Here is a 24864-nt window from a genome sequence, read left to right on the forward strand (position 1 = left end):
GCTGATGAGCCCGACTGCAAGGGCTCGTAAATTGAGGCGAGGTAACTCCATTGATTCCCTGTTGGCAAACCGAAGCGCCCGGCACGGGCGCCTGAAGCCGCTATTCCTTGACGATTCGGCGGGCTGGCCGGGTCGGCGAGACCATCTCCGCGGCCACGAGCTTTGCGGCCGCCCGCCCATATTCCTCGAGGCGCTCTCGAGAATGCGAGACCTCCCGGCGCCTCGAGCCAGCGACTGCCTTCGCCGGCAACCTCATGGCCCGCGGGTACTTTCACAAATAGGTGCGGCGCACACCCTTACCCGCACTGCCCCACATACCCACAAGCCGTGCAGAAATCGCAGCCATCCTTGTGGATCATGGTCGCGTTGCCGCACTCCGGGCAGGGCTTGCCGGCCTGGACCTGCAGGGTGCCAGCGGCCGCCGCGAGCTTGGGTGCGGGCGTCTGCAGCAGGCCCATGTCGCTCAGTGGCTGGCCGGCTTCGTCGAGGATGCCGAGCATCGCGTAGCGATGGATGACGAGGCGGGCCACATAAGCCACGGTCGAAGGCCAGACCTGCTGGCGGCGCTCACCGTTCAGTGACGGCACCGGCGCCATGAAGTGGCCCAGCGGCTCGCCGACATTGAGCAGCTTGCGCAGCTTCATCGCGATCCAGCCGGGGTCCATCACGCGCATGTCCAGCGACAGCAGTCGCGCCAGGCCGTCCAGGGCCTTGGGGTAATTGCCCGAGAAGCCCATCGCGCACGGCCGCATGACGCTGCCGCCTTCGGGCGTGGGCAGCACCACTTCCTTCAGCGTCAGTGTGAACTGCTCGTTGGTGGCTGGGTTGTCCACGTCCACCGCCCAGGCCAGGGTGCCGGACACGCCGGTGCGCGGCTCGTTGCGGCTGAACATGGCGTCCACCACGGGCGTGGCGCCGCCTTCGGCCAACGCGCCGAGCTGCTCGCAGCGCCAGCGGATGACGGCCGCCGTCGCGGCGACGACGCCGGGGAAAAGGCGCTTCTCACCGCTGGGCGGCATGGGCATCTCGAAGGCGCGCTCCTCGGCGACTGTCGCGAGCGCATCGAGCTTGAGGCGCAGCCAGGCCGCATCGTTGGTGCGCAGATCCATGGACAGGGTCTTGGCCAGAGCCGACAGGCCACGCGGTTGCTCGGCGCCGTTGACCCAGACCTCAAAGGGCAGGTTGCGGCCGAACAGGCCGGCGTCAGGCCCCTCCAGCGGCAGCTCGCCGATGAAGAGGGCGAAGTCGCCGTGCGGGTGCTGGATCAGATAGCTCCAGGCCGGGTTGCCGCCGGGCATGTCGGGGCGGCTGGGCCAGCGCAGCGAGGCCACCACCGCATTGGGCAGGCGCTCCACGCGCAAGCGCTGGTTGGCGCCGCCGACGTCGGCTCGCAATGGCTCCGGTTGCTTGACCTCGGGCGTGACCGACAGCACCGAACCCAGCACGCTGTTGGGCCGATAGGTGGCCAGGCCCTTGAGCTTGGTTTGCCAGGCCTGGATGTAGAGGTTCTGGAAGTCCTCGTACGGATAGTCGGCCGGCACATTGACCGTCTTGCTGATCGACGTGTCGATGTACGGGGCGACGGCCGCGACCATGGAGGCATGGTCGGCCGCGCTCAGTTCGAGTGCGGTGACGAAGGCATCGCTCAGCGGCGCGTCGGCGCCGAACAGGTGGCGGTACAGCCGCCAGGCATGGTCCTCGACCGCGTATTCCTTGAAGCCACCGCCCTCGGTCTGCGGCAGGCGCTTCTTGCGCGTGTAGGTCCACGAGAAGGCCGGCTCGATGCCATTGCTCGCGTTGTCGGCAAAGGCCAGGCTGATGGTGCCGGTGGGCGCGATGGACAAGAGGTGGGAGTTGCGCAGACCTTGCGAACGGATCTTGTCCTTCAACCCCTGCGGCAGGCGCGACGCAAAGCTGCCGCCGGAGAGATACAAGTCGGCATTGAACAGCGGGAAGCTGCCTCGCTCGGCGGCGATGTCACTCGAAGCCGAATAGGACGCGTCGCGCATGAGCTCGCTGATATGGCTGGCCATGTCACGCGCCTCTTGCGTGTCGTAGCGCAGGTTCAGCATGACGAGGGCATCGCCCAGGCCCGTGAAGCCCAGGCCGACACGGCGCTTGTTGGACGCCTCCTGCGCCTGTGCGGGCAGCGGCCACGGCGTCACGTCGAGCACGTTGTCCAACATGCGCGTGGCCACGGCCACGACCTCGGCAAAACCGGCTTCATCAAACGCGGGCTTGGCGCTGAAGGGGTCGCGCACAAAGCGCGTCAGGTCGATGGAGCCGAGGCAGCAGCAGCCGTAGGGCGGAAGTGGCTGTTCGGCGCATTGCCCGGTCACCAGGCCATTGAAGATGACCGTGTTGCCGTCGGCTTGCGTCGTGTCGTAGACGGGCTCGATGCCGGCAGCCTCGATGGATGTGATCTTCGCGGCGAAGCGCTGGGTCTTCAGCAGCGCCTTGCCTTCAACCCAGGCCTCGTACTTCTCTCGCTTGGCTGGTAGCAGGAAGCCGACTTCGCGCATGAAGACTTCGCGCGACTCGCCATCGACGATCAGCTCATGCAGCGTCTGGCAGAGATAGTCGCGTCGGCCACCGTGGCCATCCGGCAGGCTGCGCGCGCCGCCTTGGCGCCGCTCGTGGATGCGTGAGAACACGCCGAAGTTGGCGAGCAGCACCTGCACGTCCTGCAGCAGCCGCCGGTGGACGGAGGACAGCCGCACCGAGCAACTCTGGCTGCTGGACGACACGTTGACCGTGCCATCGGTCTGGAACAGCGCGCGCAGATAACCGCGCATGCAGTCCTCGCTACCTTGCCAGATCACCTCGGGCACAGCCAGCTTGGTCTGTGCGTTGAAGCCATAGCCGTCCAGCACACGGGCCAGCATGATGGAACGGATCATCACCAGATTGCGTTCGGCAATGGCGACCGGTTTGACTTGGTACTCGCGCGGCGCCTGCGCGATGCCGGCAATCAAGGTGTTGACGAAGCTGGCGATGCCATCGGCGAGCTGGCGCTCTTCGTTCCACAGGTTGACGACCGCCGCCTGCTCGCCTTTGCCGCGATTGGTGAAGTGGCCATCGCCGGTGATCAAGCCAAGCAGCGTGCCAAGCGCCTCGCTGCCTTGAATGCCGAACTGGCCCTTGCCCGATTGCACCCACAGCTCGTCGCCCGGCTCCAATTCGGACAGCTTGAGCTTGCCGCGTGCCGTGTAGAACTCATGCCAAGCCGTTGCCTTGATCTCATAGCCTTCGGCCGTCGTGATCTTGAAGACCTCGGCCTGGCCGGCGCTCAGGAAGGCGGGTACGGCGGGGCGAACCACGGTGCCGCGTTCTTCGGCGCCAAGGGCACGCCGATCCACCGTGCAATCCAACGCCGCGCCATTAGCCTGCAGCCAGGCGATGGGCACAAGGCCGTGCTGGGTCGCCAGCCGCGTATCGCCCGTCACGCACGGGTTGGTCGCCGCAATCGTCTCGCAGTAATGCAGGTTGTTGTCAGCGTTGATGCGGTCCAGGAAGAGCACGCCCGGCTCGGCGTGGTCGTAGGTGGAGCGCATGACCTGGTCCCACAGCTCGCGGGCGCGCACCTTGCGGTAGACCCACTGGCCGTCACCGCGCTGGTAGGCGCCGGCCTCGATCTGCTCGGCGCTGGGCTGGGCCTTGTGCGCCAGCTCCACCGTGCCGTCGGCCTGCACGGCCTCCATGAAGGCGTCGGTCACGCCGATGGAGATGTTGAAGTTGCGCAGGTCGCCCTGGTCCTTGGCGTGGATGAAGGCCTCGATGTCGGGGTGGTCGCAGCGCAGCACGCCCATCTGCGCGCCGCGGCGGCTGCCGGCGCTTTCCACCGTCTCGCAGCTGCGGTCGAAGACGCGCATATAGCTGATGGGGCCTGAGGCATGGCTGCGCGTGGAGCCCACCCAGGCGCCCATGGGGCGGATGCGGCTGAAGTCGTAGCCGACGCCGCCGCCACGGCGCATGGTCTCGGCGGCTTCGGTCAACGCGGTATAGATGCCGGGCACGCCGTCCTCGGGCGTGGCGATGGAGTCGCCCACCGGCTGCACGAAGCAGTTGATCAGCGTGGCCGACAGCTCGGTGCCGGCGGCGGACATGATGCGGCCGGCCGGCACGAAGCCACGCTTTTGCGCGTCGAGGAAGGCCGCCGTCCAGTGGGCGCGGTCGGCCGGCTTCTCGGCCTGGGCGAGGGCGCGGGCGACGCGCTCACGCAGTTCGTCGGGCGTCTGCTCGCCGCCCTTGGCGTATTTCTCGATCAGAACTTCGCTGGAAATGTCCTGCACGGACAGGTCGTTGGTGGTGCTCACGTTGGCCCCGGAAAATGCTGTACAAAAATACAGTCTACGCCTGCCGGCGCGGACGCGGAATGGCCGCTCAGAACGGGTTGATGCTCTTCTCGCGGCGGTAGTGGATGTAGCCGACGCTGGCCCCGGCGCGCAGGCCCACGCCCAGGCGGATGGGCGCCAGCGTGATGCCATTCAGGCGCTGGTAATTGATGCCGGCGCCGCCGATGTAGTAAAGGCTGCCGTCCACACCGGGAAAGCGCTGGTAGATCGCGCTGGCCTTGGGCAGCTTGTAGACCAGCGTGAAGACCTTGGACGCATTGGCGCCCAGGTCGAAGCCGATGGACGGGCCGGCCCAGTAGACCCTGGACGCGCCGCCGCCCTTCATCAGCAACTCGCCGTCGCCATAGCGCAGGCCCACGGTGATGGCGGCGGCGGCTTCCTCGCCCTTGATGTAGGCATTGGGCCGCCCTTGCTCCTTGAAGGCTTTCTCGATGACCTTGGCCAGGCCCTCCGTCGTCTGGCCGAAGAAATCGGTGGCAGCCTTGAGGACGGACTCCTCGTCATAGGTGCCGTCCTTGTCATCCGCGGCAAAAGCAGGCACAGCCGCAGCAGATGCCAGGGCGGCGAGGTGTTGCAGATGCTGGCGACGATCGATCACGGCAGCTCTCCTTGAGGCCCTCATTGGAGGGGCCAGCATAAACAAAACAGCGTGAAGTTTGGCCGCCCGTTGCCCCTTCACACAACCTAGACTCGACGATCATGTCGTCCAACCCCGACCTCCAGCGGCTGTCCGCCGCCCTCGAATACGCCGACCTCGCCGCCGGCCTCTATCTGGCGGGCGGGGCCGACCAGGCCGCCCGGCTGCTGGCCGCCGCGGCCGAGCAGCAGCTCGGTGATCTGGTCAGGCTCATTGATGCCCCCAGCGCAACGGTCGACACCCGCGAGCTGCTGGCCCGCATCGCGCGGGCGCACCGGCCCGCCGTGGTCGCGCCACGCCAGGCCCAGCAGGAGCGCGGCTGGGATGACTCCCCGGTCGAAATCGACGGCACCCGCGACGAAATCGTCGCCCTGCTGCGCGCCGCCTGGTTCATGCTGGAAGCCATGGGCCTGGCCTCGCTGGCGCCGGAGCGGCTGCAGCAGGCGGTGGAGCACAGCACCGTCTTCAGCAGCAGTGCCGCGCTGGAACCTTTCATCTAGGATCGGCCGAACCCATTCGCCCGGGCTCGCCCGATCAGGGAGACCATCATCAGCACCGAACGCCGCCAATTCACCCGCGTCGCCTTCGCCTCGGGCGCCGAGCTGATCACGACCCAGGAACACCTGCGCTGCCAGGTGCTGGATATTTCCCTCAAGGGCGTTCTGCTGCAACTGCCGGCCGGTCACCCGCCGCAGGTCGGCATGCCCTGCCTCGTCAAGCTCCCCCTCGGCGCCGGCGCCCCGGGAGACATCGTCATCTCGATGGCGGGCGAGCTGGCCCATGTCGAGGGCAGCCATGCCGGCGTGCTGTGCCGCAGCATCGACATCGAGTCCATCACCCATCTGCGCCGCCTCATCGAAGTGAACCTCGGCGATCCATCGGCATCGGAGCGGGAACTCAAGGCGCTGATTGCCGCGGCCGGCAGCCCCTGAGGGCAGTTCGTCGCATCCCACACCGGGCGGCGATGGCCCACCGAGAATCGCCCGAATGGAGGACCTCAGCCCGCTGCAAGCCTTTCGCCGCGTCTGCAATCTGCGCATGCTGGCGGGCGTCTACTACTTCTGCCTGTTCTACGCCATTTCGCGCGCGCTGACCTGGTTCGGCGAGGGCGACGGGGGCCTGGACGACGCCCTCTTCGACCTGATCCGTTTCAGCCGCCAATGCCTGCTGACCGGCATCTCCCTGCTGCTGATGGTGGCCCTGGCCGAAGCGCTGCTGGCCGGCCGGCACTGGAAGCTGCCTGCCGCGCTGACGGTGCAGGCCGGCGCCGTCGGTTTCGGCGCGGCCCTCGGCACCTGGCTGCGCTATGCAGTCTCGTCGATGGGCGACCCCGGCAACAAGGTCAAGCCCGCCTGGGTGATGTCCACCGTCTTGCTGTGGGCCCTGCTCGGCGGTATCGCCTATGCGCTGCTGCTCGTCAGCCGCGCCCAGCGCCAGGGCCGCGACGAGCTGACCCGGCTGTTCCGCGAGCGCGAGGCGCTCAAGACGCAGCAGACCGAGGCTCAGCTGTCGGCGCTGAACGCCCAGATCGAGCCCCACTTCCTGTTCAACACGTTGGCCAACGTCAAGCGCCTGTACGAGACCCAGCCCGAGCGTGGCCGCAACATGCTGGTGGCCCTGATCGCCTACCTGCGCGCTGCCCTGCCCGGCATGCGCCGGCATGAATCCACGCTGGCCGAAGAGCTGGAGCTGGTGCGCCACTACCTCGCCATCCTGCAGATGCGCATGGGCGAGCGCCTGTCCTTCGACATCAGCGCGCCGCCCGAGCTGTTGACGGCCCGCCTGCCGACGCTGGTGCTGCCGACGCTGGTGGAGAACGCCATCAAGCACGGCCTGTCGCCGCTGCCCGAGGGTGGGCGCATCGAGATCCGCGCTGCACACGCGGCCGAAGGCGGCCTGACCGTCGAGGTGGCCGACAACGGCCAGGGCTTCGGCACGGCCAGCGGCGGCGCCGGCGTCGGCCTGGCCAACACGCGCGCACGGCTTGCGGCGCGTTTTGGCGACATGGCCACGCTGGCTCTGGAGGCCGTCCAGCCGCGCGGCGTCGTGGCCCGCGTGCATCTGCCGGCAGAAGCTCTGGTATGAATGCATTGCGTCATGTGCTGCAGTCCTGGCGCTCCCTGAGCCTGAACGAGGCCCTGGTCTTCGTCAGCGCGGCCCTGCTGTTCGGCGCCATCGACCTGACCTCGCTGCTGGAACTGCGTGTCGGCGACCAACTGCCCCAGGTGCTGGCCCGCCAGCTCAGCCTGCCCCTGGTCAGCTGCGCCGTGCTGCTGCTGTGCTGGCTGCCGGCCGCGCGCAGCAGCCCCATCCACCCGGCGCGCCGCCAGCGCCTCGTGGCGGCCACCTTGCTGGGCTCCGTGCTGGCCATGGCCGTCATCTACCCGCTGGCCGCCGCCCTGCCCTGGCCGTCGCTGTGCGACATCTATGCCCAGACCCACGGCAAGATGAAGTGCACGATGTTCCGCGTCAACGCCGTCATCGGCGACACGCTGTGGGTCTTCATGCCGGCACTGATGATCGTCGGCGTGCTGGAGTTCCGCACGCTGCGCCGCCGCCAGGACCAGGCCGCGCAGGACCTGCTGCGTGAGCACAGCCAGCTGCGCCGCCACGCGCTGGCCTCGCGCCTGGCCGCCCTGCAGGCCCAGGTCGACCCGGCCTTGCTGTTCGACGCCCTCGTCTCCGTCGAGCAGGCCTATGGCCGCGAGGACCCGACCGCCAGCGCGCGGCTGGAGCGGTTGATCCGCCATCTGCGCGTGGCCCTGCCGCGGCTTCGCGACGCCGGCGCCACGCTGGGCAGCGAGGCCGAGTTGATCGCCAGCTACCTTGACCTTCTGCGCGATCTCAACGGCGACCCGCCCGCCTTCGACTGCGAACTCGGCCCGCACGGCGCGACCCAGCTGCCACCGATGCTGCTGCTGCCCCTGGTCCAGCGTGCGGTGCGGCTGGGTCACCCAAGCCGCTGCTGGCTCAGCGTCAATGGCAGCATCACGCTGGGCTTCGACCAGGAGGGCCTGTGCAGCGATGACGCCGACCTCGCGTCGCTGCGCGAGCGCCTGGCGGTGCTTGGCGCGAAACTTGTCTGCACGAGTGGCAATGGCCGCACCGAATTCACCTTAGAACTTTCTGCATGAGCCTGTTTGCCCCCACCGCCGTCGTTGCCGAGGACGAAGCCGCGCTGCGTGGCGAACTCGTCGAGCAGCTCGGCAAGCTCTGGCCCGAACTCAGCATCGTCGGCGAAGCTGCCGATGGCCTGGAGGCCTTGCGCCTGCTGGACCGGCACCAGCCCGACATTCTTTTCCTCGACATCGAGATGCCCGGCGCCACCGGCATCGACGTGGCCCGCCAGGTCAATGGCCGTGCCCATGTCGTCTTCGTGACGGCCTATGACCAGTACGCCATCGCCGCCTTCGACCAGGGCGCCGTCGACTACCTGCTCAAGCCGCTGGCCGGCGCGCGCCTGTTCACGGCCATCTCGCGGTTGAAGGCGCGGCTGGGGCAGGCACCGGCCCAGCTCGGTGGCGTGCTCGACGAGCTTGTCGCTCGCCCCGCCGCCACACCGTCTGCCGCGCGCGCACCGCTTCGCTGGATCAACGCCTCGGTGGGCCAGACGCTGCGCCTCATCACGGTCGACGAGGTCATGTTCTTCCAGAGCGACAACAAGTACACGCGGCTGGGGCTGAAGGACGGCGAGGCCTTGATCCGCAAGCCGCTGAAGGAGCTCATCGACGAGCTCGACCCGCAGCAGTTCTGGCAGATCCACCGCTCGACGCTGGTGAACGTGAACTCGATCGCCACCGTCAGCCGGGACTTTCGGGGGCGCATGCAGATCAAGTTGAAGCACGGCACCGAGATGCTGTTGGTGGCGGAGAGTTGTGCGCATCTGTTCAGGCAGATGTGAGGTTTGGTTGGGTTGCTTTTGCGTAGAGCGCTGTTGCTCGATGCATTGCCGGGAGTCCGTCCCGGCGGCCGGGTAACTTTCTTCTGCGGGGCCAGAAGAAAGTCACCAAAGAAGAGGCCCTGAACCGCACACGATCGCGGCGCCGCCGGGAGCGGCGCGCGAAAACCTCCACTTCCATTTAGGGCAGACGCGACCCGCTTCGCTCTCGCTGCTGTCCCTGTGAAGAGCACCATTGATCGCCCCTTCAAGCCGCTTAACGTCGGCTGCACGCCGAACTCATCAGGGAATACCGCGTCGCTGGGGCGACGCCTCGGTAATGCTGCGCAATGATCGCGTCGCCCGAGCGACGCTGTATTTGGTTTCCTGGTGAGCCCGGCGTGCAGCCGCGCGTCGAACGGGCTGAAGCTCCGATGGATGGTGTAGGCGACAAGTCAGACGCGAGAGCGCAGCGGTTCGCTTCGTCCCACTCACCGAGCGGCTGTTGCACGGCGCAGCTCGTGCACGTGGTGCTGGTGTGCGGTTCAGGGCCTCTTCTTTGGTGACTTTCTTCTGGCCCCGCAGAAGAAAGTTACCCCGCTGCCGGGCGGGACTCCCGGCAATGCATCGAGCAGCCACACCCATCGCAAAAGCAACGCATGATTCACCCATGCAATCAGCGCACACTCTCCGCGGCGCCAGCCGCCTCGCCGTCGACGCCACCACCGGCGTCACCAATCTCGTCGAGGCCATGCACGCCGAGATCGCCCGGCTGCCGCTGACCCAGCAACGCGAACGCACCTCCGGCATCACCGGCCTGGTCTATCGCAGCGTGCGCGGCGTGACCCGCTTGGTGGGCGGTGGCCTCGACATCGCGCTGGGCGCCCTGACCCCACTGCTCGGCCAGGCCGAGGCCGATCGGGCCAACGCCGCGCAGGCCGCATTGAACGGCGTACTGGGCGACTACCTCGAAGACACCCTCAACCCGCTGGCCACGGCGATGAGCCTGCGCCCGCTGGTGGACGGTGCGACCGGACCGGCCCTCATCATGCTGCACGGCCTGTGCATGAACGAGGCGCAGTGGCGCCGCGACGGAGCCGACTTCCCCGCCGCGCTCGCGGCACTCGGCTACCAGCCGCTGGGCCTGCGCTACAACAGCGGCCGACCGATCTGGCGCAACGGCGCCGAGCTGGCCAAGCTGATGGACGACGTGCCCGGCCCGCTGACGCTGCTCGGCCACAGCATGGGCGGCCTGGTGGCACGCAGCGCCATTGCCCAGGCCGGGCGGCGGCGCTGGCCCAAGCGGCTGCAAGCCCTCGTCACGCTCGGCACGCCGCACCAGGGCGCGCCGCTGGAACGCGGCGGCCAGCAGGTGCAGCAGCTGCTCAACATCAGCGCCTACTCGCGCCCGCTGTCCCTGCTGGCCGCGCGGCGCAGTGCCGGCATCCGTGACCTGCGCCATGCCAGCCTGCTTGAAGCCGATGCCGGCAAGGCCAGCGCCTTGCCGCTGCCTGAAGGCGTGGCCTGCTACGCCGTGGCGGCCACCACGTCCAAGTCCGCCAGCGGCTCACCCGCTCGATGGCTCGGCGACGGCCTGGTGCCGGTGGCCAGCGCGCTGGGCCAGCACCGTTCGCCGGCGCGCCGGCTCGCCTTCACCGACACCGCCCTCTTCACCGGTCTGGGCCATCTGGGCCTGCAGACCGACGCCGCCGTGCTGGATCAACTGCAGCGCTGGTTGAAGCCATGATCGCGACAGCTGCCGCGTACCAGCCGGCCGCCAGAGGTGGTCCCCGTCGGGAAGGCAGGGCGGGCCCCTAACTTCCGCCCGGCAATACCAGTTGCAGCAGGCCCACAATGCCGCTCGCTGGCCCGCTTCCACCCTTGCCGCCATGACGCTTTCTCCGATCAAGCCTCCGCCCCGGCCCCGGCCGGCAGCCCTGCTCGACCTGACGCCCGACTGGCTGCAATGGCTGGCCGACAACCGGCTCTGGGACTGCGCGCCCGCCTCCATGCTGGACACCATGGTCACCGCCGGCCAGGACACCGAGACCGCCGCCGCCGCCATCGGCCAGATCGACCAGGACCCGGTCTTCCAGGCCGCTCGCCGCCACCAGCAGATGCTGCGCAAGCTGGAGTCGGTCTGCGGCAATCTGCAGAAGGTCTGGCAGCAGGACCCCAATTACGCCGTCGTCGAGAAGCGCCGCGGCGTGGGCCGCGAGGAGTTCCTGGCACGCTATGTCTACGGCTGCCGGCCCGTCGTGCTGACGGACATCGCCGAGGACTGGCCGGCCATGCGCCGCTGGTCGCCGGCCGACCTGAGCCAGCGCTTCGGCCATCTGGAGGTCGACGTGCAGGTGGGCCGCAACACCGACACCCTGTTCGAGCAGAACAAGGAAAAGCTGCGACAGCGCATGAAGGTGTCGCAGTTCGTCGATCTCGTCGTCAGCGGCGGCGCCACCAACGACCATTACCTGACGGCCAACGACGAGATGCTGCGCCGGCCCGAGTTCATGCCGCTGCTGCAGGACATCGGCCGCATGCCGCCCATCTGCGATCCGGCGCTGCTGCACACGGCCGCCTCCTTCTGGTTCGGCCCGGCGGGCACGCGCACGCCGCTGCATCACGACACGCTGATGCTCTTCCACACCCAGGTGGTCGGCCGCAAACGCTGGCGCTTCGTGTCGCCGCTGCAGACGCCGGCGCTCTACAACCGCATGGGCGTCTACAGCCCCATCGACCTGGATGCCCCCGACTACGCCCGCTACCCGCGGCTGCGCGAGGCCGTCGTGCTGGAGACGGTGCTGGAACCGGGCGACACCCTCTTCCTGCCGCTGGGCTGGTGGCACCAGGTGTCATCGCTGGAGATGAGCATGTCCTTCTCGTACACCAACTTCGATACCGGCGTGCCCAACGAGTTCAGCTATGTGAACCCGAGCATCGGCAACTGGTAGCTCAGGAGCACCCCGAGCGAGGAAAGCTGCACGCATCCGTTTTTCCAAAGGCAACGGCAGTGGCGCGCGGCGGCAGAGGCCACCATAGACTCGGCCAGCGGAGCTGCCCACGGCATCGAGGGCGCGCATTCGCCAGGCTATGGCGCAAAGAAATCTTCGAACGGACCGGTTTCGCATCAGAAGGACTGCGATGCGAGGCGCTGCGCGGCTGGCGGCCGCCCTGTTGGCCGGATGCGCAGCCTTCGGCACGCCGGTCGCCGGCCAGGCTCAGGCGGCTGCGGCGACAAGTGCGGCCTCCGCTCCCGGCGCCCGGGCGCCCGCCCTGGACATCGCCGAGCTGAAGGCCAGGATCGCCTCGGACGACCGCCGGCGGCCTGCCGCTTCGATCGAACTGGCCCAACAGGCGCTCGCAGCAGCCGGGTTGGCGCCCGAGGATCGCCGCTGGCTGCGTACGCGCCTGGTGCGCGACCTGGACCGCCTGGACCGGACGGAGGAGGCCGTCGCCCAGGCCGGCATCGGCCGGCGGGAAGCTCGCGACGAGCAGGAACGGCTGCATTTCGACCGGTTGGAGATGATGGCGCTGGTGGATGCGCACCGCCACGACGACGTGCTCAAGCGCTACCAGAGCGTCGCCCCCCGGCTGCCAGCGCTGGCGAGGGACGCAGCGAATGCCGAAGCGCGCCTGATCGCGGCGGACATCTGGCGGCTTGCCGGCATCGCCACGTTTGGCGTCGGCCGGCTGCCCGAGGCCGCGGAACTGCTGACACAGGCCTTGCGCATCCTCGATGAGCGCCCCGACGCCGTCTACGAGTTCGCGCAGGCGCTGACCTACACGGCCCTCGTGCATTCGCGTTCCGGTCGCGTCGACGAAGCGTTGCGCACGGTGCAACGCGCCATCGACGTCTCGGAGGCCGCAGGGGATCGCTCCGCCCTGTCCAGCTACTACCTGCGCAAGGGTTATTTTCTCGGCCTGCTCGGGCGCCCCGACGAACAGCATGAAGCGCTGCTCAAGGCCCGGGCCACCGCGCGGGACGAATTGAGGAACTACAACCTCGCCGTCGCAGCGACCAACCTGGCCGACGTCGCCCTGCAGAAGAAGGACTACCGCGCCGCGCTGAGCTATGCCGAGGAGGCCATGCCCCTCGTGGAGCGCAGCGGCGACAAGGAGTCACTTTGGATCTGCTGGGTCAACAAGGGCATTGCCCTGAACCGGCTGGGGCGGCCCGGCGGCCTCGATTGGATACGCAAGGCCATCGCCGTCTTCACCGCGACACCCGGCATGGCCGCCAACGCGGCTGACGTCCAGGGCCTGCTGGCCGAGGAGCTGGCCTTCGCCCACGACTACCCGCAAGCCTACGAGGCGGCGATGCAGTTCAAGCGCCTGAGCGACGAGGTGCGCAAGGCCGCCGACCACAAGCGCATCGCCCAGGCGCAGGCCGCCTATGAGGCCGACAAGCGCCAGCGTCAGATCCAAGCGCTGGAGCATGAGCAGCAGTATCAGCAACGCTTCCACTGGCTGCTGGCGCTGGCCGCCGTGGCCGGGCTGGTGGCGGCCATCGTCGCGGCCGTCAGCCGCCATCACGTCAAGCGGGCCTACCAGGCGATGCGCGACATGGCGTTCTCGGACCCCCTGACCGGCCTGCGCAACCGCCGCCACCTGGTGAGCAACGTGCAGGAGGACATGGCGCGAGCACGGCGCCTGCGTGCCAACGCTGGCGCTGGCGTCGGGCCGGCCAACACCGACATCATCTTCATGATGATCGACGTCGATCACTTCAAGGCCGTCAACGACGTGCACGGCCACGCGGCCGGCGACGCGGTGCTCAGGCAATGCGCCGCCGTGCTGCAACGACAGCTGCGCGAGTCCGACACCCTCGTGCGCTGGGGTGGCGAGGAGTTCCTCGTCTTCGCCCGCCAGGCCAATGCCGGTGAGATCCACGTGCTGGCCGAGCGGCTGCGCGCCAGCATCGCCGCCCACGACTTCGTGCTGGACGACGGCCAGGTGCTGCGCAAGACCTGCTCCATCGGCTACGCCTGCCACCCCCTGCAACCGGATGCCCAGGGCGCGGCGCCGGCGGACTGGAACGACACCGTGGCACTGGCCGACCAATGCCTGTACGTCGCCAAGGCCAGCGGCCGCGACGTCTGGGTCGGCGTCACCGCCATAGACACCCCGCGATCATGCGGGCACCCGGACATCCGGGAACTGCGGGCCGGGGTCGATGCCGGCGTCTACACGCTGCGGTGCAGTGACGGGCGCGAGATCGTCTGGCCGGCGTCATGAAGCGCGGGTTCGAGCAACTCGAGAACCTGGCGCCGCCCGGTCAATGACCTGTCGGGGCATGTCGCCGGGTTGACGCCAGGGCTAGTCTTCGCGCCGCAGAATCGGCCCCAAAGCCGATGACAGCCCTGGAGACATGCCATGCCCGAAAGCCATTACCGCATCTGCCCGCTGTGCGAGGCCTGCTGCGGCCTGGAAGTGAAAACCGAAGGTGCCAAGGTCATCAGCATCCGCGGCGCCGACAACGACGTCTTCAGTCACGGCTATCTCTGCCCCAAGGGCGTGAGCCTGAAGGACCTGCACGAAGACCCCGACCGCCTGCGCACGCCGCTGATCAAGCGCGACGGCAAGTTCGTGCCGGCGAGCTGGGACGAGGCCTTTGCCGAGATCGAGAAGCGCCTGCTGCCGATCTGGCGTGAGCACGGCCCGGATTCGGTGGCCTTGACCATCGGCAACCCGGCCGCGCACAAGGTGAGCCTGCTGGCCTACACACCGCGCCTGGTGCGCGCCCTGGGCACGCGCAATGCCTTCAGCGCCTCGACGCTGGACCAGATGCCCAAGCAGCTCAGCGCCGGCCTGATGTTCGGCCACTGGCTGTCCATTCCTCTGCCCGACATCGAGCGCTGCGACTACCTGCTCATCCTCGGCGGCAACCCGATGATCAGCAACGGCAGCCTGTGGACGGTGCCCGACTACCGCGGCAAGGCCAAGGCCATGCGCGCGCGCGGCGGGCGCATCGTCGTCGTCGACCCGCGCCGCAGCGAGACGGCCGCGGCGGCCGACGAGCATCTGGCCATCCGGCCCGGCGGCGATGCGCTGCTGCTGGCCGGCATCGCCCACACGCTGTTCGACGAGGGCCTGTTGAAGCTCGGTCGGCTGGCCGATCACATCAACGGTCTGGACGAAGCCCGCGCCGCCGTGCAGCCTTTCGCGCCCGAGGTGACGGCCGCCGGCTGCGGCATCCCGGCCGAGGTCCAGCGCCGCATCGCCCGCGAGATCGCCAGCGCGCCGCGCGCCGCCGTCTATGGCCGCATCGGCACCTGCACGACGCGCTTCGGCACGGTCAACTCCTGGCTGGTCGACCTCATCAACGCGCTGACCGGCAACCTCGACCGCGAGGGCGGTGCGATGTTCGCCAAGGCCGCCGCCTTCGCGTCCAATACCCAAGGCAAGCCGGGCAATGGCAAAGGCATCACGACGGGCCGGCGCAAGAGCCGCGTATCTGGTGCGCCGGAAGTGTTCGGCGAACTGCCCATCACCGTGATGGCCGAGGAGATGGAGACCGCTGGCGAGGGCCAGATCAAGGCGCTGATCAGCATCGCCAGCAATCCGGTGCTGTCGGCCCCCGGCGGCCCGCGCATCGCCAAAGCGCTGGAGAAGCTGGACTTCATGCTCAGCCTGGACATCTACGTCAACGAGACCAGCCGCCATGCCGACGTCATCCTGCCCGGCCTGTCGCCGCTGGAGGACCTGCACTTCGACGTCGCCTTCCCACAGCTCAGCCATCGCAACCATGCGCGCTTCTCCGGCCCGGTGTTCGACGCGCCGGCCGGCACGCCGCAGGAGTGGCAGACCATCCTGCGCCTGTGTGCCCTGCTCGAAGGCCGCGGCCTGGATGTCGACGTGGCCCAGCTCGACGACGACGCCATCGAGGCCGACGTGAAGCGCTTTGCCGGTGACAACACACCGGCCATCCTCGCCGCGCTGCGACCCTGGCGCGGCCCCGAGCGCTTGATCGACCTGCAGCTGCGCGTCGGCCCCTATGGCGACCAGTTCGGCCGCAAGCCCGACGGCATCAACCTCGCCAAGGTCAAAGCGGCAAGCACCGTCGAAGGCGGTGGCATCGACCTCGGTGCGCTCACCGCCCGCATTCCCGAGGTCCTGCGCACGCCCAGCGGCAGGATCGAACTCGCACCGCCCTCGGTGCTGGCCGACCTGGCAGAAGTGAAGACCGAGGCAGCGCCCGAGTTCAGCCTCATCGGCCGGCGCGACACGCGCTCGGGCAACAGCTGGATGCACAACCTGCCGGTGCTGGCCAAGGGGCCGGACCGCTGCACGCTGCTGGTCAACCCGGGTGACGCGGATCGCCTGGGCCTGGCCGAGTTTGCCCGGATCAAAAGCGCGGTCGGTGAGCTGATCGCGCGCGTCGAGCGCAGCGCCGACATGAGCCCCGGCGTGGTCAGCCTGCCGCATGGCTGGGGGCATGACCTGGACGGCGTGCAGCTCGGCGTGGCGCGCGAGCGGCCGGGCGTCAACATGAACGAGCTGCTGGACGACGCGGCACGGGACCCTTTGAGCGGCAATGCGGTGCTGAGCGGCATCGCCGTGGAGATTGCACCCGCCTGACCTGCCGGGACCGCGACGACCAGCCACATTTTGCGAACAACTTGTCAAGCATCGCCGGGCCGACCTGCCTAAACTCCCAGTAAAGCGGCGGTCGTCCCTGGCGCGCTCGCCACGGACGGCGATGGCGCGACGCATCCGCCAGCGGGAGCGATTTGATGGATGCAAAAGTTGCCGACCCTCCGGTCGTGCTGTTCGTCGATGACGAGGTGTCGATCCTCAGCGCGCTGCGACGGCTGTTCCGGCCCCAGGGTTACCGGGTGTTGCTGGCCGAGAGCGCCAAGGCCGGGCTGGCCATGCTGGAGACCGAGCCGGTCGATCTCGTCGTGTCCGACATGCGCATGCCGGAGATGGACGGCGCGGCGCTGCTCGAACAGGTCCACCAGCGCTGGCCGACCGTCGGGCGCATCCTGTTGACGGGTTATGCCGATATCGGCTCGACCGTCGCAGCCATCAACCGCGGGCAGATCCACCGCTATATCGCCAAGCCCTGGGACGACCGCGAGCTGGTGATGTGCGTGCAGGACGGCCTGGAGCGCCGCCGGCTGGAGAAGGAAAACCGCGCGCTGCAGCTGCTGACTCAAAGGCAGAACGACGAACTGCAGGCCTTGAACACCGACCTGGCGGCGCGGGTCAAGGCGCGGACCAGCGAGCTGGAACAGGTCAACGCCATGCTGGAGACCTCGTTCGCGCAGTTGCAGGAGAACTTCCTGCTGTCGATCAACGTGTTCTCAGGTCTGATCGAGCTGCGTGGTGGTGGCATGGCGGGCTATTCACGCGAGGTGGCCGACCTGGCTCGCCGCACGGCGCGGCGGCTCAACCTGGGTGCAGCGGCAGAGGAAGACATCTACATCACCGGCCTGCTGCATGAGGTCGGCAAGATCGGCCTTCCGGACACGATGCTGCGCAAGCCGCTCTCGGCCATGTCCAGCGATGAGCTGGCCTTGTACCGCCGCTACCCGCTCAATGGCGAGGCGGCGCTGCTGCCGCTCGGGCGGCTGCAACGCGTGGCGCGCCTGGTGCGGTCGCACCACGAACGCATCGACGGCAAGGGCTACCCCGATGCGCTGAGCGGCGACGAGGTGCCGCTCGGCGCGCAGGTGGTGAGCGTGGCTTGCGACTACTACGCCGCACAGTCCGGCCGGCTGTCGCTGAAACGCCATTCGGCGGCCGAGGCGCATTCGCTGATCCTCGGCGGTGCCGGCACGCGTTACGAGAAGGCTGTTGTCGAGGCCTTCGAGCTGGCGCTCAAGGACGAGCCCTCCGAGAAGCCGCGTGACCGGGAGCTGCAGCCTCACGAAGTGATGCCGGGCATGGTGCTGTCCCGCGACCTGCTGTCGCCGCAGGGCACGCTGCTGCTGGCCGCGGGTTTCGTCTTCGACAACCGGGTCGTCAGGCAGCTGCGCGAATTCGCCGGCCGTGAAGGCGCAAAGCTGCATGTCTTCGTGAAGCTGCCTGAAGGAGGTGCGACGTGAGCGAACGCATCCTGCTCGTCGACGACGAGCCTCACATCCTCAGCGCGCTGCAGCGCCTGCTGCGCAACGGGCTGAAGGACACCGGCGGCGCGCGCTATGACGTCGAAAGCTTCACCGACGGCGCCGTGGCTCTGGCGCGGGCGCGCGAGTGCGCTTTCGCGCTGGCCATCTCCGATCAGCGCATGCCGGGCATGACCGGCGTGGAATTCCTGCGCGAGCTGCGTCAGGTGCAGCCCGACTGCGGGCGCATCATCCTGTCCGGCTATGCCGACCTGAACGCGCTGGTGGCGGCCATCAACGAGGCCGAGATCGCCCGTTTCATCTCCAAGCCCTGGGCCGACTTCGACCTGCTCAGCGCCGTGCGCCAGGTGTTGCGCATCCGCGAGCTGACGATGGAGAACCAGCGCCTGGCTGACCAGGTGCGCCAGCAGATGGGCGTGCTTACCGCCCAAGAGGCGGAGCTGCGCCGCCTGGAGCGGCTCGAACCGGGCATCACCCATGTGAAATGGGGCAGCGACGGCTCGTTCATCCTGGAGGACCCGGATGAAGAGGTGAAGTGGTGACCGTACTGACGGTCGACTTCAGCCTGGCGCTGCAGGCCGTCAGTGCGTCGGTCCTGGTGCATGGATCGGACCGCATCCTGTTCGCCAACGCGGCGATGGAACGCCTGCTGGGCTATGGGCTGGAGGCGCTGCAGCAGATGCCGCCGCACGGCTGGGCAGCGCCCGAGTTCGCCGATGAGTTGCGGCGCTATGGCCAGCGGGCGCTGGCCGAGGAAGGCGAGCTGCCCGCGATCGAGATCGAGGCGCTGACGGGCAGCGGCTCGCTGCGCGTGCTGGAAGTCAAGGCGCATCGCGTCATGCTCGACGGCCAACCCTGTGCGGTGCTGACCGGGCAGGACCTCAGCGACATCCGCCACGTGCAGACCAGCCTGCTGGACATCGGCCGCGTGCTCTACCAGATCCTCGAGAACAACCCGGTGGCCACGCTCGTGATCGACAAGTCTCACCGCGTCACGCACTGGAACGCCTCCTGCGCCCAGCTCACCGGCCGCGACGCCTCCGAGATGCTGGGCCGCGACGACACCTGGCGCGCCTTCTACCCCGAAGCCAGGCCGCTGCTGGTCGACCTGATCCTGGACGGCAATGTCGAGCAGGAGCGCCAGCGCCTGTACGGCCGGCACTGCCAACCGTCGCCGCACATCGCCAACGCCTACGAGGTCGAGGGCTACTTCCCCAATTTCGGCCGGGAAGGGCGCTGGCTCTACTTCACGGCTGCCCCGCTTGTCGATGCCCACGGCGAAGTCGTCGGCGCCATCGAGACACTCCAGGACATCACGCGACGGCGCCAGGCCGAGGACGAACTCCGCCGCCATCGCAACGAACTCGAGAACATGATCGCGGACCGCACGGCCGAGTTGCTGAGCACCCATCATGAACTCGAAGCCTTTCTCGAGAACGCGTCGGTAGGCATCATCGCGACGTCCAATCAGCAGATCCAGCGCGGCAACAAGAAGTTCATCGAGATGTTCGAACTCGGTGACGTCCCGCCCCATGGACTGCCGACGCGCCGCCTGTTCAAGAGCGACGAAGACTTCGAAGCGCTGAGCCAGATCGCCATCCCGGTGCTGTCGCGGGGCGGCTCGCTGCTGCACGAGATGGAGGTCTGCACGCTGGCCGGCAACACGCTGTGGGTGCAGATCATTGCCTACGTATCCAACCCCGAGGAGCCGACAGCGGGCACCTGGTGGCTGCTGCAGGACCGCACGGAGGTGCGCCGCGTGCAGCGTGAGCTGGAGCTCAACTACGAGCGCATCAAGCAGACCAACAACCGGCTTGAGGAAGCGCAGAACCAGCTGCTGCAGGCCGAGAAGATGGCCTCCATCGGCCAGCTCGCCGCCGGTGTCGCCCACGAAATCAACAACCCGATCGGCTTTGTCAGCTCCAACCTCGGCTCGCTGCGCGGCTATGTCCAACCCGTCTTCGCGTTGCTCGCGCTGCTGAGGAAGACGCCGGCCGACGCGCTGCCTGGCGATGTGCGAGAAGAGCTGGACAGGGTGGATGCCGCCGTCGACCTGAGCTTCGTGCAGGAGGACCTGCCCCAGTTGCTCGACGAGAGCGAGGAGGGGCTGTCGAGGGTCAAGAAGATCGTGCAGGACCTGAAGGACTTCTCACGCGTCGACCATGCCGATTGGCAGGACGCCGACCTCAACGCCGGGCTGGACTCGACGCTCAACGTCGTCATGAACGAGGTCAAGTACAAGGCCGAGGTTCGCAAGGACTATGCCGTGCTACCCCCCGTGCACTGCATCGCCGCACAGCTCAACCAGGTCTTCATGAACTTGATCGTCAACGCGGCCCATGCCATCAAGGAGCGGGGCACGATCACGCTGACCACGCGCGCCGAGGATGGCTGGGTTCGCATCGAGATCGCAGACACGGGCAGCGGCATGAGCGAGGAGGTCAAGCGGCGCATCTTCGAGCCCTTCTTCACGACCAAACCCGTCGGCCAAGGGACGGGCCTGGGCCTGTCCCTGTCTTTTTCCATCGTGCAAAAGCACGGCGGTCGCATCGAAGTGGATTCCCAACCCGGCGTCGGCACGCGCTTCACGGTCTGGATCCCGCTGCACCCGCCGCAGCCCTCCTGAGCTTTTGTGTCCTGCGTGACACAAAGCAACCACAGGGCAGTAACTCACGAAACGCAGACTGGCGGCATCGAAAGCTCGCGCTGCCCGCCGAGTCAGAAGTCACGCAGCGCCTTTGTGGGGCCCCGTATCTCGGCACCCCGGCGCCTAGACTGAACCTGTTTCACAACCCAGAGGGCAAACCCGTCGAAAGGCGGGGACGCAAAGCCACCGGCCTACAGCGCGCAAGCGCCACGGCAGCGGGGCCACCAAGACCGGCAGGTCTTGATCGGCGTGGCCCTCCTTCGTACGAGAACCCGGCCATGCGCAGTACCCGCCCTGTCTCCTGGACTTCCTGGACCTTCAGCCTGCTGACCGCCGCGGCCCTGACCGCTTGCGGCGGTGGCAGCAGCGACAGCCCGACCGTCCAGGTCAGCGAGGCAAGCTCGGTCATCAACCTGAGCGTGGATCTTGAGGAAGGCAGCACTGCCGCGACCAATGTCGTCGCCCAGCCCAGCTTCCACACCGCCGCCGTCGATCTCGAAGAACCCGACAACGGTGCCGCACCCCACCGCAGCCACGCCCTGGCCGGTGTCGCCACCCAAGGCCTGACACGCGACCGCCTGGACGACGCCATGCGGCCTCGCGCCTTCGCGGCGGGTGCAGGCGAAGCCGCCCCGATGGCGACGTCCACTGCGGTGACGACCTATACGCCGGCACAGATCCGCGCCGCCTACGCGCAGCCGGCCCTGCCCGCCAGCACCGCCGGCCTGACCGCAGCCCAGGCCGCCCAGCTCGGCGCCGGCCAGACCATCTACATCGTCAACGCCAAGCACGACCCCAACATCGCCGCCGAGCTGGCCGCCTTCAACGCCAAGTTCGCGCTGCCGGCCTGCAGCTCGCGCAACCTGGCGGCCAACGCCAGCCTGCCGCTGGCCAAAGCCTCCGCGTCCAGCTGCGAGCTGGTCATTGCCTACAGCACGACCGCCGGCGCCCTGACCGCCACGGCGCCCGCCTACGACAGCGGTTGGGCCACCGAGATTGCGCTGGACGTGCAATGGGCCCACGCGACGGCACCGCTGGCGCGCCTCGTCCTCATCGAAGCGCCGGACGCCGGCGTCGGCAGCCTGTCCAAGGCCGTGGCCCTGGCCAACAAGATGGGCGCTGGCGTGGTGTCCATGAGCTTCGGCGCCGCCGAGGGCAGCTGGACGTCGAGCTATGACAGCGCCTTCGCCACCGCCGGCATGAGTTACCTGGCCGCCACCGGTGACAACGGCGCGGCCGTGTCCTGGCCTTCGGTGTCAACCCGCGTCGTGGCCGTCGGCGGCACCACGCTGAGCTACAGCAGCGGTGCGCGCAGCGAAACCACCTGGACCGGCACCGGCGGCGGCACCAGCGCCTATGTGGCCCTGCCCAGCTACCAGAGCGGCACCATTGGCGGCTACGCCAAGCGCGCCGTCGCCGACGTCGCCTTCAACGCCGACCCCAACTCCGGCCAGTACGTGGCGCTGATTGCACAGGGCACGACGACGACGCGCTGGGTCAGCGCCGGCGGCACCAGCCTGGCCACGCCGCAATGGGCCGGCCTGCTGGCCGTGGCCAACGCGATGCGCGCCGCCGCCAGCAAGGCCCTGCTCGGCCAACCGCACGCGGCCCTCTACCAGCAGATCGGCGCCGTGCCGACGCAGTACGCCGCCGCCTTCAAGGACGTGGCCAGCGGCAGCAACGGCACATGCACGAGCTGCACCGCCAAGACCGGCTATGACACCCCGACCGGCTGGGGCACGCCCAACGTCAGCGCCCTGCTGAGCAGCCTCAGCGGCGCCAGCGTCACGACCTCGACGACCACCCCCACGCCGACGACCAGCAGCGGCCCCACGCTGACGACCACCAGCCTGAGCGGCACGGCCGGCAAGGCTCTCGCCGCCACCATCGGCTACTCGGCGCCGGGCGCGAGCTCGCTGAGCATCAGCATCAGCGGCGCCGCCAGCGGCATGAGCTTCTCGGCCACCAGCAGCGGCCTCGCCCTGAACTGGGCCAACCCGGTAGCCGGCCGCACCAACCTCGTCATCACGCTGAAGGACAACCTCGGCCAGACGAGCACGGGCAACGTGACGGTGACGATCAACGCGAGCTGAACTCAGCACTGGCGACTGCTCGAATACTGCTTCGTCACGATCCAGACCAGCTGACACGGGCAATGAGGCCGCCACCATCGCGTGGCATCAACCTGAGCTCGGCGCCTTCGGCGCGCGCGATGCGCTCGACGATGGCCAGGCCCAGGCCCGAGCCGGGCTTGCCGCCGCGCGCCGTGTCGCCGCGCTGAAAGGGGCGCTTGAGATCGTCGACCCGGGCCGGCGCGATGCCCGGGCCGCGGTCGCGCACCTCGATCCAGGCGGCACCGGCGTTTTCACCGCAGGCCAGCTCGATCGGCGGCGCACCGTGGTTCTGCGCGTTGACGATGAGGTTGAGGACGAGGCGGCGCAACGCCTGCGGCCGTGCGCGCCGATGCACTGCCTGCCCATTGGCCAGCACCGGTTGCGGCAGGCCCGGCGCCAGGGCCAGCGTCTCGGCCAGGAATTCGCGCAGCTCGACGTCCACGGCCGGCAGCTCCTGCTCGGCGGGGTGGGCGGCGCGCGCGTAGTCGAGGAACTGGGTCAGCAGCCCGTCCAGGCCGTGGAGGCTCCGGTCCAGCGTGTCGAGCAGTTCCCTGTCCCCCTGGCCCGCTCGATCGAAGGAACCACGCAGCAACTCGCTGGCGAGGCGAATCTTTGCCAGCGGCGTGCGCAGGTCATGCGACAAACCGGCCAGCATCAGCAATCGCTCCTCCTCGTCGCGCGCCAGGGCCTCGGCCATGTCGTTGAAGCCGCGCGCCAGCGCCGCGGTCTCGGCCGGGCCGTCAGTGGGCAGCAGCAAGCGGCGCTGGCCGGCACCGACCGCCCGGGCCGCGTCGACGAGGCGGGCCAGCGGGCGGTTGATGCGGCGCTGGATCAACCAGGCGCCGAGCAAGGCCAGCACGGCGCTGACGCCGCTGGCGATCAGCCAGGTGCGCGCGAAATGGTGAGCCGGCTGCACGGCAGGCAGCACCAGCCAGGCCGGCGCGCCAGGCAGTTGCACCGCGATGAGGCCGTTGGCTTCGCGCCGCCACGGCAGCTCGCCGCGCTCCAGGCCCAGTTGCATCGCCAGTTCGGCCAGGAAGCCGCGCTCCACCCAGGTCGGCCGGTCGAGCAAGCGCTGCTGCTGGCCCGAGCCGGCGCGCGCATTGAAGCGATCCACGAAGCCGGCGCGCTCGGCCTCGGGCAACAGGCGCATGCCTTCGGCGACGGCCTGCAGGCTGCGCGCGGTCGCCTCGGCCGACTGCTGCAAACGCGGCCGGGCGACGAACTGCGCATAGGCCAGCGCATTGACCAACTGGCCCAGCACGATCAGGCAGACGATGAGCCACAGGTTGCGGCCGAACAGCGTGGACAGGCCGAACTTCATCGCGCGCCCGGCTCAGGAATAAAGACGTAGCCCAGGCCCCACACCGTCTGGATGTGGCGCGGGGCGCTCGGGTCGGCCTCGACAAGGCGGCGCAGCCGCATGACCTGCACGTCCAGGCTGCGGTCGCTGACGCCGTGCTCGTCGCCATGCGCCAGGGCCAGCAGCTTCTCGCGGCCCAGCGGCCGGTTGGGCTGGCTGGCCAGCGCGCGCAGCAGCTGGAACTCGACGGTGCTGATCTCCACCGGCGCGCCAGCGCGCTCCAGCCGGCGTTGCGTGGGATAGAGGGTGAAGTCACCGAAGCGCACCGCTTCCTCGCCCGCAGGGCCGAGGTGGGCACCGAGCTGCTGCTGGCGACGCACCATCGCCTGGATGCGCGCCAGCAGCTCACGCGGGGCGAAGGGCTTGGCCAGGTAGTCGTCGGCGCCCATCTCCAGGCCCAGCACACGGTCGACGAGGTCACCGCGCGCCGTCAGCATCAGGATGGGGATGGTCTCGCCCTGGCCGCGCAAGCGGCGGCACAGCGACAGGCCGTCCTCGCCCGGCATCATCAAATCCAGCACCAGCACGTCGAAGCGTTCGCGCGCCAGCAGCTGCGCGGCGGTGGCGGCATCGGGCACGGCGCGCACGCTGTGCCCCTGCTCGGTCAGGTAGCGCTGCAGCAGGCCGCGCAACTCGGCCTCGTCGTCGGCGATCAGGATGCGGCTCATAGGGGGATGTTAGGGAGAAGCCCGCGCCCCACCTTGCCGGAAAACAATGACAAACCGTTGCAAGCCTGCGCGTCCGTTAGACCCTGCAAGCACTGCAACCCGCGCGGCAACCTTTGCGCGGCCACAGCTGGG

The 24864-nt window shown here is 68.6% G+C and carries 17 protein-coding genes and 1 riboswitch; of the genes, 13 read left to right on the forward strand and 4 right to left on the reverse strand.

Annotated elements, in window-relative coordinates:
• Nucleotides 1–296: 296 nt before the first annotated feature.
• Both AC1DW0_RS18140 and AC1DW0_RS18145 read right to left on the reverse strand, forming a co-directional pair.
• On the reverse strand, nucleotides 297–4316 hold the full coding sequence (locus AC1DW0_RS18140) for an LAGLIDADG family homing endonuclease (RefSeq protein ID WP_477947196.1): 4020 nt from the start codon (nucleotides 4314–4316) through the stop codon (nucleotides 297–299).
• Nucleotides 4317–4383: 67 nt separating this feature from the next.
• Nucleotides 4384–4953 carry a DUF1134 domain-containing protein gene (locus AC1DW0_RS18145; RefSeq protein WP_235532072.1) on the reverse strand — a complete coding sequence of 190 codons (570 nt, stop codon included), beginning with the start codon at nucleotides 4951–4953 and terminating at the stop codon, nucleotides 4384–4386.
• 101 nt (nucleotides 4954–5054) lie between these two features.
• Here AC1DW0_RS18145 and AC1DW0_RS18150 point away from each other — a divergent pair, with 101 nt between their 5' ends.
• The 13 genes from AC1DW0_RS18150 (at nucleotide 5055) to AC1DW0_RS18210 (ending at nucleotide 22680) form a co-directional block, all read left to right on the forward strand.
• The gene (locus AC1DW0_RS18150) at nucleotides 5055–5492 is read left to right on the forward strand and encodes a hypothetical protein (protein ID WP_056202576.1); all 438 of its coding nucleotides are present in this window, start codon (nucleotides 5055–5057) and stop codon (nucleotides 5490–5492) included.
• Between the two features lie 48 nt (nucleotides 5493–5540).
• A complete protein-coding gene (locus tag AC1DW0_RS18155; protein ID WP_056202573.1) occupies nucleotides 5541–5924 on the forward strand; it encodes a PilZ domain-containing protein in 384 nt (127 codons plus the stop codon).
• A gap of 55 nt (nucleotides 5925–5979) precedes the next feature.
• Nucleotides 5980–7077, forward strand: coding sequence for a sensor histidine kinase (locus AC1DW0_RS18160; protein WP_056202570.1), 1098 nt, complete (start codon nucleotides 5980–5982; stop codon nucleotides 7075–7077).
• Nucleotides 7074–8126: a sensor histidine kinase gene (locus AC1DW0_RS18165; RefSeq protein WP_157281992.1), complete on the forward strand. Its 1053-nt coding sequence runs from the start codon at nucleotides 7074–7076 to the stop codon at nucleotides 8124–8126. Before AC1DW0_RS18160 ends, AC1DW0_RS18165 begins: the two co-directional genes overlap by 4 nt.
• Nucleotides 8123–8893 (forward strand): LytR/AlgR family response regulator transcription factor, encoded by a 771-nt coding sequence (locus AC1DW0_RS18170; protein WP_477947199.1) that lies wholly within the window; start codon nucleotides 8123–8125, stop codon nucleotides 8891–8893. The genes AC1DW0_RS18165 and AC1DW0_RS18170 overlap by 4 nt, the downstream gene beginning before the upstream one ends.
• Nucleotides 8894–9539: 646 nt before the next feature.
• A complete protein-coding gene (locus AC1DW0_RS18175; protein WP_082532506.1) occupies nucleotides 9540–10616 on the forward strand; it encodes a lipase family alpha/beta hydrolase in 1077 nt (358 codons plus the stop codon).
• 142 nt (nucleotides 10617–10758) lie between these two features.
• On the forward strand, nucleotides 10759–11820 hold the full coding sequence (locus AC1DW0_RS18180; protein ID WP_056194500.1) for a cupin-like domain-containing protein: 1062 nt from the start codon (nucleotides 10759–10761) through the stop codon (nucleotides 11818–11820).
• A 190-nt stretch (nucleotides 11821–12010) separates the two neighbouring features.
• A complete protein-coding gene (locus AC1DW0_RS18185; RefSeq protein ID WP_056194503.1) occupies nucleotides 12011–14104 on the forward strand; it encodes a GGDEF domain-containing protein in 2094 nt (697 codons plus the stop codon).
• A 138-nt stretch (nucleotides 14105–14242) separates the two neighbouring features.
• Entirely contained in the window at nucleotides 14243–16447 is a 2205-nt protein-coding gene (locus AC1DW0_RS18190; protein WP_477947201.1) for a molybdopterin-dependent oxidoreductase, read from the forward strand.
• 155 nt (nucleotides 16448–16602) lie between these two features.
• Nucleotides 16603–17919, forward strand: coding sequence for a response regulator c-di-GMP phosphodiesterase, NosR family (nosR, locus tag AC1DW0_RS18195; RefSeq protein ID WP_056194507.1), 1317 nt, complete (start codon nucleotides 16603–16605; stop codon nucleotides 17917–17919).
• The gene (locus AC1DW0_RS18200) at nucleotides 17916–18482 is read left to right on the forward strand and encodes a response regulator (protein WP_056194510.1); all 567 of its coding nucleotides are present in this window, start codon (nucleotides 17916–17918) and stop codon (nucleotides 18480–18482) included. The genes nosR and AC1DW0_RS18200 overlap by 4 nt, the downstream gene beginning before the upstream one ends.
• Nucleotides 18479–20566 (forward strand): ATP-binding protein, encoded by a 2088-nt coding sequence (locus AC1DW0_RS18205; RefSeq protein WP_477947203.1) that lies wholly within the window; start codon nucleotides 18479–18481, stop codon nucleotides 20564–20566. Before AC1DW0_RS18200 ends, AC1DW0_RS18205 begins: the two co-directional genes overlap by 4 nt.
• A gap of 163 nt (nucleotides 20567–20729) precedes the next feature.
• A riboswitch (cyclic di-GMP riboswitch) is annotated at nucleotides 20730–20816 on the forward strand.
• A gap of 49 nt (nucleotides 20817–20865) precedes the next feature.
• Nucleotides 20866–22680 (forward strand): S53 family peptidase, encoded by a 1815-nt coding sequence (locus tag AC1DW0_RS18210; protein ID WP_056194516.1) that lies wholly within the window; start codon nucleotides 20866–20868, stop codon nucleotides 22678–22680.
• Between the two features lie 34 nt (nucleotides 22681–22714).
• On the opposite strand, the gene AC1DW0_RS18215 is transcribed toward AC1DW0_RS18210, so the two are convergent.
• Both AC1DW0_RS18215 and AC1DW0_RS18220 read right to left on the reverse strand, forming a co-directional pair.
• Nucleotides 22715–24025, reverse strand: coding sequence for an ATP-binding protein (locus AC1DW0_RS18215; RefSeq protein ID WP_477947205.1), 1311 nt, complete (start codon nucleotides 24023–24025; stop codon nucleotides 22715–22717).
• Complete coding sequence (locus tag AC1DW0_RS18220; RefSeq protein WP_477947207.1) at nucleotides 24022–24732, reverse strand: response regulator; 711 nt, start codon at nucleotides 24730–24732, stop codon at nucleotides 24022–24024. Before AC1DW0_RS18220 ends, AC1DW0_RS18215 begins: the two co-directional genes overlap by 4 nt.
• Between the last annotated feature and the right edge of the window lie 132 nt (nucleotides 24733–24864).

It is taken from the genome of Roseateles sp. P4_D2, from assembly GCF_056401875.1.

Excerpts from the sequence above, each read along its gene's own strand:
- AC1DW0_RS18150 (WP_056202576.1), top strand. The coding sequence starts at position 5,055 with ATGTCGTCCAACCCCGACCTCCAGCGGCTGTCCGCCGCCCTCGAATAC.
- AC1DW0_RS18160 (WP_056202570.1), top strand. The coding sequence starts at position 5,980 with ATGGAGGACCTCAGCCCGCTGCAAGCCTTTCGCCGCGTCTGCAATCTG.
- AC1DW0_RS18165 (WP_157281992.1), top strand. The coding sequence starts at position 7,074 with ATGAATGCATTGCGTCATGTGCTGCAGTCCTGGCGCTCCCTGAGCCTG.
- AC1DW0_RS18170 (WP_477947199.1), top strand. The coding sequence starts at position 8,123 with ATGAGCCTGTTTGCCCCCACCGCCGTCGTTGCCGAGGACGAAGCCGCG.
- AC1DW0_RS18175 (WP_082532506.1), top strand. The coding sequence starts at position 9,540 with ATGCAATCAGCGCACACTCTCCGCGGCGCCAGCCGCCTCGCCGTCGAC.
- AC1DW0_RS18180 (WP_056194500.1), top strand. The coding sequence starts at position 10,759 with ATGACGCTTTCTCCGATCAAGCCTCCGCCCCGGCCCCGGCCGGCAGCC.
- AC1DW0_RS18185 (WP_056194503.1), top strand. The coding sequence starts at position 12,011 with ATGCGAGGCGCTGCGCGGCTGGCGGCCGCCCTGTTGGCCGGATGCGCA.
- AC1DW0_RS18190 (WP_477947201.1), top strand. The coding sequence starts at position 14,243 with ATGCCCGAAAGCCATTACCGCATCTGCCCGCTGTGCGAGGCCTGCTGC.
- nosR (WP_056194507.1), top strand. The coding sequence starts at position 16,603 with ATGGATGCAAAAGTTGCCGACCCTCCGGTCGTGCTGTTCGTCGATGAC.
- AC1DW0_RS18210 (WP_056194516.1), top strand. The coding sequence starts at position 20,866 with ATGCGCAGTACCCGCCCTGTCTCCTGGACTTCCTGGACCTTCAGCCTG.
- AC1DW0_RS18215 (WP_477947205.1), bottom strand. The coding sequence starts at position 24,025 with ATGAAGTTCGGCCTGTCCACGCTGTTCGGCCGCAACCTGTGGCTCATC.
- AC1DW0_RS18220 (WP_477947207.1), bottom strand. The coding sequence starts at position 24,732 with ATGAGCCGCATCCTGATCGCCGACGACGAGGCCGAGTTGCGCGGCCTG.